This is a genomic window from Furfurilactobacillus milii, assembly GCF_009863985.1.
GTDB lineage: Bacteria > Bacillota > Bacilli > Lactobacillales > Lactobacillaceae > Furfurilactobacillus > Furfurilactobacillus milii_A.
Genome location: NZ_WEZT01000005.1, coordinates 196,165 through 208,129, shown reverse-complemented (window position 1 = coordinate 208,129; position 11,965 = coordinate 196,165). Strand labels below are relative to the sequence as shown.

The 11,965-nt window shown below is 42.9% G+C and carries 10 protein-coding genes; all 10 read right to left on the bottom strand.

Annotated features, from left to right (window positions below; all coding sequences use genetic code 11):
• Positions 1 to 321 precede the first annotated feature (321 nt).
• Positions 322 to 1,200: an aldose 1-epimerase family protein gene (locus GB992_RS03830; protein ID WP_161001290.1), complete on the bottom strand. Its 879-nt coding sequence runs from the start codon at positions 1,198 to 1,200 to the stop codon at positions 322 to 324.
• 57 nt (positions 1,201 to 1,257) lie between these two features.
• On the bottom strand, positions 1,258 to 2,238 hold the full coding sequence (gene xerC, locus GB992_RS03825) for a tyrosine recombinase XerC (RefSeq protein WP_161001289.1): 981 nt from the start codon (positions 2,236 to 2,238) through the stop codon (positions 1,258 to 1,260).
• A gap of 219 nt (positions 2,239 to 2,457) precedes the next feature.
• Positions 2,458 to 3,816 carry a methylenetetrahydrofolate--tRNA-(uracil(54)-C(5))-methyltransferase (FADH(2)-oxidizing) TrmFO gene (gene trmFO / locus GB992_RS03820; RefSeq protein ID WP_161001288.1) on the bottom strand — a complete coding sequence of 453 codons (1,359 nt, stop codon included), beginning with the start codon at positions 3,814 to 3,816 and terminating at the stop codon, positions 2,458 to 2,460.
• 178 nt (positions 3,817 to 3,994) lie between these two features.
• Positions 3,995 to 6,097, bottom strand: a complete 2,103-nt coding sequence (topA, locus tag GB992_RS03815; RefSeq protein ID WP_161001287.1) for a type I DNA topoisomerase — start codon at positions 6,095 to 6,097, stop codon at positions 3,995 to 3,997.
• A gap of 173 nt (positions 6,098 to 6,270) precedes the next feature.
• A complete protein-coding gene (gene dprA, locus GB992_RS03810; RefSeq protein ID WP_161001286.1) occupies positions 6,271 to 7,158 on the bottom strand; it encodes a DNA-processing protein DprA in 888 nt (295 codons plus the stop codon).
• Positions 7,159 to 7,339: 181 nt separating this feature from the next.
• Complete coding sequence (rnhB, locus tag GB992_RS03805) at positions 7,340 to 8,131, bottom strand: ribonuclease HII (RefSeq protein WP_161001285.1); 792 nt, start codon at positions 8,129 to 8,131, stop codon at positions 7,340 to 7,342.
• The gene (gene ylqF / locus GB992_RS03800; RefSeq protein WP_161001284.1) at positions 8,124 to 9,014 is read right to left on the bottom strand and encodes a ribosome biogenesis GTPase YlqF; all 891 of its coding nucleotides are present in this window, start codon (positions 9,012 to 9,014) and stop codon (positions 8,124 to 8,126) included. The genes rnhB and ylqF overlap by 8 nt, the downstream gene beginning before the upstream one ends.
• Before the next feature lie 187 nt (positions 9,015 to 9,201).
• Complete coding sequence (locus tag GB992_RS03795; RefSeq protein ID WP_161001283.1) at positions 9,202 to 11,133, bottom strand: cation:proton antiporter; 1,932 nt, start codon at positions 11,131 to 11,133, stop codon at positions 9,202 to 9,204.
• Between the two features lie 156 nt (positions 11,134 to 11,289).
• On the bottom strand, positions 11,290 to 11,577 hold the full coding sequence (locus tag GB992_RS11680; protein ID WP_186337560.1) for a Rossmann-fold NAD(P)-binding domain-containing protein: 288 nt from the start codon (positions 11,575 to 11,577) through the stop codon (positions 11,290 to 11,292).
• A gap of 76 nt (positions 11,578 to 11,653) precedes the next feature.
• Positions 11,654 to 11,872, bottom strand: coding sequence for a hypothetical protein (locus GB992_RS03785; RefSeq protein WP_161001282.1), 219 nt, complete (start codon positions 11,870 to 11,872; stop codon positions 11,654 to 11,656).
• Between the last annotated feature and the right edge of the window lie 93 nt (positions 11,873 to 11,965).

The window sequence follows — 11,965 nt, the reverse complement described above, 5'->3', positions numbered from 1 at the left end:
GTTTATCCCATCCGATCAAACCTAAGCAGGACGCCGATGATTCGAAAGCGAGCGTTACTGAAAACGACAACGCTGACGCGAATCCAGAAACCGTTAAAGACGAGACTTCTACAGTTAAAGCGCCAAAAGCCGCAACCAAAGTGACTAGTGAAGAAGCGCAGTTGGATAACAACACATCCTCGACGGAGTCAAAATAACGTTTAACACGCTCTAGTTAAACGACTAGAAACAACAGCGTTTACTAACACATCAAAATGTTAGTAAACGCTGTTTTATTGCGCCCATAATTCACTTAAAAATTGTCGCATCTATTAAGGCGTCCTAGAAGTATTCAATACTATAGTCCGCATTAAACATCGCTTGTGGATACAACTCATGAATACCAAACTTTTTGGTCAGGTCACCATCCGCATTAACTGCGTCAGCAATCCCCCACCAAGGTTCGATACAAACGAACGGTGCCTTAGCTGGATATGGTGACCAAACGCCCACATAATCAGCGTTTTGAAGGGTGACGGCAATGCCATGCTCGTTTAGCCCTGATGTTAGTGTTAATGTTGCTGGTTGTTGGTTCAATTGAAGAATTTTAGCATCGTGTTCAAATAAATCATGGTTGAGTTTCATTGGTCGTTCAAAGTTCAAGGTTGTTGGATGGTCAACATCACTAAAGGGACCATCAAGCTTCAGTGATGAATACGTTTGAGCCGGAGTAGCAGCCACGGTATAGTCATTGAACATTCCTTGACTGTCACCGAGTGGCACATTGAAGCCAGGATGACCGCCGATGGAAAAGTAAATGGGTTCATCGCTCGGATTGGCAACACGATATTCCACGCTTAACTGGCGACCTAATAAACTAAACATAATGTCTAATTGAAAAGCAAACGGGTATTTGATGCGACTGGCGTCGTTATCCTTCAAAGTAAACGTAACGCTGGTCGCAGTTTGTGCTGTCACCAAGAAATCCTGATCACGAGCAAAACCATGCTGGGTCATTGAATAAGTTTTGTCCTGATACCGATACTGATCATCGTGCAGCCGACCAACAATGGGAAACAAAACTGGCGCATGACGTCCCCAAAACTTTTTATCTGCCTGCCACATGTATTCTACATGCGTTTGTACATCTTTGACACTAGTTAACTCCGCGCCATGCTCGTTGATAGCAACCGTTAATTCTTCATTCGACAACTTAATCATTTTTTCCTCCTAGATTCAAACCAGATTTAAACAACTCTGATACGTGTATCACTCAAGCTAACTTTCTGGCTCATCTGGACCGCCACGGCCATGATCAACAGCTCGTGGAAAATAATTGCGATAGCTGGCCTGTAAATTCTCTTTGGTTACATGCGTGTAAATTTGGGTCGTGGACAAGCTACTGTGACCGAGTAATTCTTGCACAGTACGCAAGTCAGCCCCGCCGTTTAACATCTGTGTCGCAAATGAATGCCGCAACATATGGGGATGAATATCACCAGTCAGTGAACTTTGTTTCATCACCTGCTTTAATGCGTATTCAATACCTGCGCTGGTCAATGGATGACCGTATCGATTAATAAAGACATAGTCATGTTGTTGATGATATTTAGTCATTAATGGTGTACGGCACTGCTGCTCGTACGTATCAAGTGCATCACTTGCGTAGCGGCCAAACGGAACGTAACGTTCTTTGTCACCTTTACCATGAACTAAGATCATGTGAGTTGAGAAATCGAGGTCCTGATAGCGCAGTCCAGCACATTCAGAAACCCGCATTCCCGTCGCATACAACATTTCGATCAGGGCACGGTCACGAAACTGCAACGGTTTACTACCATCCCCGCTGGCCGTCTTCAACAATTCGTTAATCTCCTTATTGTAGAAAAATCGCGGCAGCGTTGACGGGTGTTTTTTTAAATTAACGTATACAAACGGATTATCTTTAACCAAATCATTTTTAACTAAAAAGCCGTAAAAAGAACGTAGTGATGAGATTTTTCGGGCCGTACTGGTTCTGGAATAATGTGCGTCATATAAATAACTGAGATATACCCGAATATCCAGGTGATCAATTGTGGAAAATGATTTTAAACCACCGTTGTCCTTCATGAATTGGATGAATTCTTGTAAATCTTCCTTGTACGCGGTCACAGTATTCGTTGAATAACGCCGCTCAACCTGCAGATACGTCAAAAATAATTGAACCCAATCGGTCTCTAGCTGACCTGGGTCGGATGTGATATCTTTTTCTGCCATAAATAAAAGCCCTCATTACCGCTAACATTAGCAAAATAACGAGGGCTTGACAAGCGTTTACATACGAACAAAACCATCGACTTGTCAGTTACTTTTTACAAATCAAAACGTTGCATTTACAGCAATACTGTTCATCACTATTAACTGCCAGTGAAATGATTCTGATTGTCTTTACCACAGATATGACCAGCAGAACCCAATTTAGACTGCTACTGACAACTAGGCTTCAGGTGTCGGTTGTTCTGCAGCTACCACAACTGGTTCAATGCCAACCGTAGGCAAAAATTCGTCAAGATCAGTTAACGCGCGATGAGCCACCTCAGTATTCCGTTCACGTTTGTCACGAATGCGATGATCTAATCCTGGCACAATTCCAAAGTTGGCATTCATTGGCTGAAAATGCTCCGCATCCGCAGTCGTAATGTAGTTGGCCATTGACCCGACCATCGTTGTTTTCGGAAAGGTTACGGTGTCTTGTCCCAAAGCAAGTTTGGCAGCGTTAATACCAGCCAGAATACCAGATGCCGCACTTTCAATATACCCTTCAACACCCGTCATTTGACCGGCAAACAGTAGCGTTGGCCGAGCCTTGGTTTGGTATGTCGCTTGTAATAGTTTAGGTGACTTCAGGAACGAATTACGGTGCATAACGCCATAACGCACGAATGTGGCCTTTTCTAGACCAGGAATCATGCGAAATACCCGCTTTTGTTCGCCCCACTTCAAATGTGTTTGGAAGCCGACAATGTTGTACAAGTCACCGGCTGCATTATCCTGGCGCAACTGTACAACCGCAAACGGACGCTTGCCCGTTTTAGGATCATCTAAGCCAACTGGTTTCAACGGGCCATATAGTAACGTTTGCCGACCACGTTTTGCCATAACCTCAACGGGCATACAACCTTCAAACACATCGCTGTCTTCGAAATCATGCACATCGGCGGTCTCAGCGTGAATCAAGGCATCGTAAAAAGCATTGTACTCTTCCTCGTTCATCGGGGCATTGAGATAGGACGCTTCTCCCTTGTCATAACGTGACTTTAAATACACCTTATCCATATCCAGTGAATCTTTGTTTAGAATTGGCGCAGCTGCATCGAAGAAATGCAGGTCGTCTTCTGCCGTAAAGGACTTAATGGCCTCAGCCAAAGGGCCGGCGGTCAACGGACCAGTTGCCATAACGGTGATGCCGTCAGGAATGGCAGTGACTTCCTCACTCACTACTTCAACATTAGGCATTTGTTTCAGCTCGTTGGTGATTTGTTCAGCAAACGGAGTCCGGTCAACCGCCAGTGCGCCGCCGGCAGGCACTGCATTAGCATCAGCTGAGCGGATAACGATACTGTCCAAATGTCTCATTTCAGCCTTGAGCAGACCGGCCGCGTTGCTAATTTGATTAGCCCGCAGAGAGTTTGTACAAACCAGTTCCGCAAAATTACCGGTTTCATGAGCCGGGGTTAACTTTGTTGGTCGCATTTCGAAAAGTTTGACGTTTACACCGGCCTTGGCGATGTGATAAGCTGCCTCACTACCTGCCAGACCAGCACCAATTACGTTTACAGTGGGTGTCGATGCCATGCTGATGCCTCATTTCTATTCGTTAAGTGAATGATTGAATTTTTTGTCAAGCGGTGCGTAACCGCATGTGTGTATTCTACACCGTCTGTAAGTAAAAACGCACCCCTAATCTCATAGCAAAAACCACAAGATCAAGAATGCGCAAATATAACTTAATGACGATCAAGTCGATAAATCGCTATTTTTGAACGTCTTCTTCGTAATCGCCATTTGGACAAACGACCTGTTTGCCACCTTTAACCTTCTTTTCGACCAAGAAGTGACCATCTTTAGGACAATCACGGCCAATTGGCTTATCCCATGACACAAAATCGCAGTCTGGGAAACGTGAACAACCATAGAAAACTCGGTTTCGCTTGGATTTACGTTCGATGATTTGACCCTTATGACACTTAGGACAAATGACACCAATTTCCTTAACGATAGCCTTAGTGTTACGACAATCTGGGAAACGTGAACAAGCGTAGAACTTGCCGTAACGACCCATTTTAATGACCATTGGGGCACCACAGATATCACAGTCAAAGCCGGCTGCTTCATCCTTGATCTTGATTTTCTCCATGTTATCTTCGGCTTTTTTAACTTCAGTCGAAAATGGCTTGAAGAACTCGTCGACCACTTTTACCCATTCTTCTGAACCCTTTTCAATACCGTCGAGTTTTTCTTCTAGACCAGCAGTAAACTCGATGTTTTCAATATCGGGGAAGAAATCGACAATAACACCATTGACGATTTCACCGAGTTCCGTAGGCACAAACCGGCGGGATTCAAGCTTGACGTAGTTACGTCGTTGAATCGTATCCAGCGTTGGCGCATACGTGGACGGACGACCAACACCGTTTTCTTCCAATGCATGAATTAAATTGGCTTCTGAGTAACGTGCCGGTGGCTGGGTGAAATGCTGTTGTGGATCATTCTTAACCATCTTAACCGTATCATCCACGTTTAAGTCTGGTAAAACATTATCCTTTTCAGCAGCGCCTTTGTAGACTTTGGTGAAACCAGCAAATTTCGTTTTAGAACCGTTGGCACGGAACTGAACATCGTTTTGATCAATCGTAACCGTCATCGTATCGGAGACTTCAGCTGTCATTTGTGAAGCAACAAAACGATTCCAGATCAATTGATATAAACGGAATTGATCGTTAGTCAGATACTGCTTCATCTCAGCAGGTGTCCGGTAAACACTGGTTGGCCGAACAGCTTCATGGGCATCCTGTGCCCCTTCTGGCAATTTACCTTTGACCGGCTTGACGGCTGCATATTCCGCGCCATATTCTTCATGAATATACTTTGAAGCTTCTTGCTTGGCAATGTGCGCAATTCGTGTTGAATCGGTCCGCATATAGGTAATCAGACCAACACTGCCGCCCTTACCAATATTAATTCCTTCATACAGCTGTTGGGCCGCCATCATTGTTTTCCGAGTCCGGTAATTCAATTGACGGTTGGCCACTTGTTGCATGGTTGATGTCGTAAATGGCGGTTGTGGCATGCGCCGACGTTCTTTACGCACAACATCAGTGATGTTAAAACTGGCTTTTTGGTCAATCTGTTTTAGAATCTCTTGAACGGCATCGTTATCTTTCAAGCCGGCCTTTTTTCCGTGAATCCCGTAAAAGCTGGCAGCAAACTTCTGCCGACCCTTTTGGAATTCAGAGTCAATGGACCAATATTCTACCGGCTGGAAGGCCTTGATTTCTTCCTCACGCTTGATGATCAGCGCAAGTGCGACACTCTGAACACGACCTGCAGACAGACCTTTTTTCACCTTTTTCCATAGAATTGGTGAAATTGAGTAACCTACCAAACGATCCAGAACCCGCCGTGCTTGTTGCGCATCGACTAAGTCCATGTCAATATCGCGCGGCTGTTTGAATGCGTTTTTAACAGTGTCCTTAGTAATTTCGTTAAAAACGACACGATTCTTTTCTTCAGGATCTAAATTTAATAAGTGGGATAAGTGCCATGCGATGGCTTCCCCTTCACGATCCGGGTCAGATGCCAGATAAACGCGCTTGGCATTTTTAGCATCCTTCTTTAATTCTTTAATGGTGTCGCCCTTACCACGAATTGAAATATAATGCGGTTCATAATCGTGTTCGACGTCAACACCCATCTGTGACTTTGGTAAATCACGGATATGGCCTTTGCTGGCAACAACTTTATAGTTGCGACCTAAGTACTTTTCAATTGTCTTAGCCTTTGAAGGCGATTCAACAATCACTAAGTTCTTTTTAGTCTTAGCCCTTGTTTTGGTTTTAGTTTTTGAGGTCGCCATGAAGCAACTCCTTTGTTAACATTATTGATTACTAGCTGATGAAACATCCTGTTCACCAGTGTCTAACCATACACATAAGCACAGTCAAATCTAAATCACCATACTGCACAGTTACATAAGCTGTCAACTAAAACGAGATTTTTCTACTATATAATAGTCGATGATTTGAACAGTTAGCTCTGAAATTGCAGTTCGTTTAAAATAGTTTCTACATTGCAAACGGGAGTTGCGCCAGCACTAATTAATGCGTTGCAACCAGCGGACAATGGGTCTGTCACCCGACCGGGAATCGCCATCACGTTTCGGTTTTCTTGAAGACCAATATTAGCAGTAATCAAGCTACCCGAATGAATTGCAGCCTCTGTCACTAAGACACTTTGTGCCAGGCCAGCGATAATTCGGTTGCGTTCAGGAAAGCGATGCCGTGCTGGCCCGGTGCCAAGCGGATATTCGCTAATGACTAACTGAGTTCGCATCAAGTTTTGTTGCAAAGAACGATTGGCTGCTGGATAGGCAATGTCTAGCCCAGTACCAATGACTCCGATAGTGTGACCATTATGCTGAACAGCCAGTTGGTGACTAAGCGCATCGACGCCTGCTGCCAATCCAGAAATAATCGGAATCTTTGTCGCGATGACGGCTGGTAACCACTGTTTAAGCGTCGTGTACGAATATGCCGTTGCTTGACGCGCGCCCACAACGGCCAGTCCGGCTTGCTGAGTCAACCGCCAATTGCCACGGCTAAATAGAACTAACGGGGCAGCGTACATTTCTTTTAAATACGCGGGATAATCTTCATCGAGAATAGTCGTCACCTTGCCGAACTGGTGATTGCGCACAATTGTATCCGACAACCGTGAATCACGCCAACAGTTGGTCAGCTGCTTGGCCTTTATTTCTGGCAAAGCTAGGCAGTCCAGTAAATTTGTCAGGGTAAGTGGTACATCCGGCTCTGCCTGCAGGAATTGCCAAACTTTGCGTCGCCCAGCTAAGCCCACGCCAGGCATAAAATGAAGTCGAATCAGTGCGTCCCGATTAATCGTTTGTAGCAATCTCTCCATGTGTAGCCCTCCGTTAACATCTTGTGATCAAGACAAGCACATGAACAGTTCTTAATAACTTTATCCTGACGACTTAACATACGAATTTCTACCCAGCAATGTTCGCTGCAAAATAAAAAAACGGTTCTTTTGAAAAGAATCGGTGGTTATTAATTATTGTTATATCAAGAGCGATTGCAAATTAATCTTGTTGCAATCTTTTAGTGACCGGACTAAACGAACGGCGGTGAATTGGTGTCACGCCAAGCTGATCGAGGGCAGCTAAATGAGCAGCGGTTCCATAGCCGTCATTTTGTGCAAAATTATACCCTGGATAAACGCGATCGTACATCGACATCAAATGATCACGGTACACTTTAGCGACAATGCTGGCCGCACCGATGCTGACGGAACGTGCATCCCCCTTGATAAGTTTCTGTTGCGGCATTGGCACGTCAATTTGCATCGCATCAATCAGTAACGCGTCCGGTTGTTGTGGCAACGCTAGCACAGCATCACGCATGGCCACACGCGTTGCTTGGTAAATATTCAAGTGATCAATTTGCTTTGGTGAAGCAATTCCGATACCGACGCCCACACACGCAGATAAAATCTGTGGATACAGTAATTCCCGCTCATGTGCAGTTAACTGTTTGGAATCATTGACACCCAGTAAGTGAAAATCGTGTGGTAACTCAATGGCGCAGGTAACAACTGGGCCAGCCAAGGGGCCACGACCGACTTCATCAATGCCAGCGACCAATGACTGTCCCTTTGCCCAGCAAGCTCGTTCCAGTTGCAAACGTTGTTCAAAGGCGAATTCAGCGTTGGCCTGTGCAGTTAAGCGCCGATTCGTCTGCAGTAACAGTGAGGCAACCCCTTTCCGTGGATCTGCTGCTAACGTTGCTAACAGCGGATCGTTGGCCTGCTGAACATGAGCCAATTGTTCGCGTAGCATTGCAATGGACGGTTTTTTCGGCTTAGCTTCACTCATGATCCGCCTCAGACACGTTATCGGCAGATTCGTCAGATAATTCATCGGTAGTGTCAAACGTAAACCGACCCAACTTACCCTTGCGTAGATCAAAAATCAGACGTTCACTTGCCCGGTCGTAATCATCTTTAAAGCCCAGTCGTTTAGTGATAGCCAATAATAGATCCACGTCACTCAGTGTCAGTTCATCGTCAGTTAAATGATACCGTTCAGCCAATCGATCAGTTTGATTGTGTTCACGTATAAACTTAATTGCATACAGTGCGACATCGTCCTTGGCAAACAGAGAATCCTTGATTGCACCCGTCAAAGCAAGCTTTTGACCAACCAATGGATCCTCAAACTTAGGCCACAAAACACCAGGTGTATCTAACAGTTGAAGTTCTTCATTGGCCTTCAGCCACTGTTGCTTCTTAGTTACACCAGGCCGATCACCAGTGATGGCAACTTTTTTATTGACCAGTCGGTTCAACAACGTTGATTTACCAACGTTGGGGATACCGGCCATTACAGCACGAATAACGGGTTTCTGAATACCCTTTGCTTCCGCTCGCTCCTGCTGCGTTTTCAAAACTTCGCGAGCAGCTTTAACAAGGTTACCCACTAATTTTCGATCATTCACATCAATCGCAATAACGGGCTGATTGTGTTCACGGTAATATCGCACCCATTCCCCAGTGACTTTGGGATCAGCCAAATCACTTTTTTCGAGGATCAAGAGGGTTGGCTTTTGGGCCACTGTAGCCCGTAGTTCTGGATTCCGTGATGACTCTGGAATCCGGGCATCGACTAGTTCAAACACAATGTCGATGACCTTTAAGTTTTCTCGCAATTGGCGAATGGCCTTCGCCATATGACCGGGATACCATTGAATAGTAGCCATGGGCTTCAACCCCTTTCATGATAAGTAGTTTTAGAATTATTAATTTTTATATTAATGACATACGTGTTCCGTATTTCCTAAGGATATCACGACCGAATAGTTAGCAAAATTAATTTTACCATCTTTGTTATGATCTTGCCTGGGTAGTTAGAGCTCTCAGCCTGAATATATTTTAATTGCCGCTTAATCATTTAAAATGTCGGCGAATAAAAATCGTTTGTTGCAAACTAATGTCGTAAATCATCGAACGGCTTTCACTGAGTGTTAAACGATTCCGCCAATATTGTTGCCTTACATACTCAATTTCACTAGAGAAAAGTTGAATCATATAAAATCTTTCTTGATTCACTTTTTCTACAGTTGAGGTGTCATCGTGACGAGTTACATAGATTCTGGCTAAAACATTGGCCTCTGGGGAACCTGAATTCTGTTTAAGCAGGTACTGCATTATCTTATGATAACTTGCTAATTCGATTCGTTCTTGTTGTTGAAATAATGTCTTGCCAGAATCCGTTACTGAACCCATTTGTTTTGAGGAGTGTGTGCTGTTTAAAACATTCCACCAGTAGATAATTGCAGTCCAAGGAGTCAATTGTTGATTCATTATTTCACGTTTAATAATGTCTGAATGATACTCACTAGCACCTGTGGTAATGGCTTTCGTTTGTAATAACTTTTGTGTTGCCGTATTTTCAAGTCTGTCCGTTACCCGGTATAGATTGAGTAATTCTTTTTGGCTAACATGCGGCAATTTTCTTTGTGTCACAATTAAAACTCTCAAATAATTTTGAACATCCTCACTAAGCCGTAAGCTTTCAATTCGACGCAAACTATCTTGAATAAGTTCTTGCCAAATAACCTGTTTCTCACTGTGATGAATTGGGGTTTTAGGATAAGCTTTTAAAAGTAATGGTGTGACAAACATTGGCATCAACATACTCAGTATTACAACTGTTAAAGTTATCAGAATAATGGCAGCTCTCAAATCAGCTGATAATCCAGTTACAGTTAACGGAATCGACAATGCCATCATCAGAGTTACAGTTCCATGAACACCATTTATCCCTGCTAATAAACCATTAATAACTGTTTTATTATGCCGGTTACCTTTTTGAGGGACAATCCCTGAAGAAAACCAAAACACACGCAAACCAAATAAAACCAAATATAACAAGATGCCAATTAAAATAGATGTGCCGATAGAAACATTATGCGTATTAGCTAACCTAATGATGCTTGGTAGATTAAGCCCCATAATAACAAAAACAGTGCCATTGAGAATTGAGTTGACCATGCCCTCCACTGCAAAATCCGTATTCTGAGTTTGAGCGGTGCTCAATTGCCAATTATTTTGTTCCCAAGTACGCAATATGCCTGCTGCCACAACAGCCAAAATTCCAGACATCTTTAATTCTTCAGCGATAAAATAAACGATATATGGTGTTGCCATAATATACGGCACAATAATCATATTGGTGTTTATTTCATGAATAATCAACCAACGCCGACAAAACATAAACAACCAGCCAAGTATTAATCCCAGTATTATGCCACCGATGAATACATAGATAAAATCACCAATACCACTGACTAGTGAAAAATGTCCAGTTGTTAAAGCACTCAATGCCAAATTAAATGCCACAAGCCCAGAGGCGTCATTTAATAGCGATTCATTTTGCAACATATTATCTAAATATTTGGGCAATGGCGTTCCTGCAGTAATCGATTGATAAGCCACGGCATCAGTCGGTGACAGAATTGCGGCTAGCATAAAGCCGCCAAACCAACTCAGTTGTGGTGTAATCAAATGAGCAACGGTACCAACAACTAAAATGGACATTACCACTAGATTAATAGCCAACGATAACGTTGATCGCAATGAACGTGCAAATCTTCCAAGATTAACCCGGCGACTATCACTGAACATCAGAGTTGAGATAACGACTAATAAAAAGATTTCAGGCGCAATGGTAAAGTGTTGATAGAGTGGAAAGTAGGATAGCAACCAGCCAATCGCAATCTGGAAGAAAAATACTGGAATTTTATCAAACTTTTGAAATAATATTTGTGCTGGAACCACGGCTAATAATAAAAGTATAATTGCAAAAAATAACTGCATGAACTGCCTCCTAAGAAAAATGGCTAGTTTGAATTTTTTTGAAACAGAGACTTTTGACTTAAACAAAATTGATGAAATGACATTCAATTAGGCTAACCCAAAAATCAAAAGACCCCACGATTGATGAGGTCTTTCTATAATCAACTCAAATTCTCTTTACTTAACAAAATTGACTCCAGAAATCTTTTGCATTTCTGTTAGAAACCTATCTTGAATCGTTTCATCGTCGGCTCGACGATCATAAGTGGCTAACTTCATGTGATGATAATAATTTCCACTGACAGAAACATTGTTTAACGTAGCTAACCAAACTTGCGTCGTATACCCGAGCGTTAAATCATCACTAGCAGCAGCGCCACCCATTCTAGTTGGAACCCAACCAGGATCAACCGCAGTTGCTGTGACATTTGTCCAAAAATTCGGATTAAATTTGCAATCTACCATTACTCCCATGGTTTTTGGGGGGTAATACATAATCCGTATTTTTAGACATCTTAAGTCCTCTTTCTTTACTCAAAAATTAAAGGTAAACGCCATTTAAATCTTCATCGGTTATTTTTGATAAATCAGCATTTTCATCCTTTGATAATCTGAGGGCCATCTTTCTCTGTATTTGTTCATTGAGATTTCTGACCCATCTACCATTACTATGATCATTTGAAAGTTCAAAATTATGCTTCACAAGATGGGAGTAAGCTTCACGGTCAACTGCGTATTTTTGCTTTTTTAATTGTGGCAAATTCTATAATTAATCCGAACAGAAATTAAAAAGCCCAAAGCAATCACTTACAATGGTAGTAGCTAATTCCAACCAATATAGGGAGTGATTACT

What these genes read in the sequence shown, in the direction of transcription:
- rnhB (WP_161001285.1), bottom strand. Translation starts at nt 8,131, where the DNA reads ATGAGTGAAGCTAAGCCGAAAAAACCGTCCATTGCAATGCTACGCGAA.
- ylqF (WP_161001284.1), bottom strand. Translation starts at nt 9,014, where the DNA reads ATGGCTACTATTCAATGGTATCCCGGTCATATGGCGAAGGCCATTCGC.
- topA (WP_161001287.1), bottom strand. Translation starts at nt 6,097, where the DNA reads ATGGCGACCTCAAAAACTAAAACCAAAACAAGGGCTAAGACTAAAAAG.
- GB992_RS03795 (WP_161001283.1), bottom strand. Translation starts at nt 11,133, where the DNA reads ATGCAGTTATTTTTTGCAATTATACTTTTATTATTAGCCGTGGTTCCA.
- GB992_RS11680 (WP_186337560.1), bottom strand. Translation starts at nt 11,577, where the DNA reads ATGGTAGATTGCAAATTTAATCCGAATTTTTGGACAAATGTCACAGCA.
- dprA (WP_161001286.1), bottom strand. Translation starts at nt 7,158, where the DNA reads ATGGAGAGATTGCTACAAACGATTAATCGGGACGCACTGATTCGACTT.
- GB992_RS03830 (WP_161001290.1), bottom strand. Translation starts at nt 1,200, where the DNA reads ATGATTAAGTTGTCGAATGAAGAATTAACGGTTGCTATCAACGAGCAT.
- xerC (WP_161001289.1), bottom strand. Translation starts at nt 2,238, where the DNA reads ATGGCAGAAAAAGATATCACATCCGACCCAGGTCAGCTAGAGACCGAT.
- trmFO (WP_161001288.1), bottom strand. Translation starts at nt 3,816, where the DNA reads ATGGCATCGACACCCACTGTAAACGTAATTGGTGCTGGTCTGGCAGGT.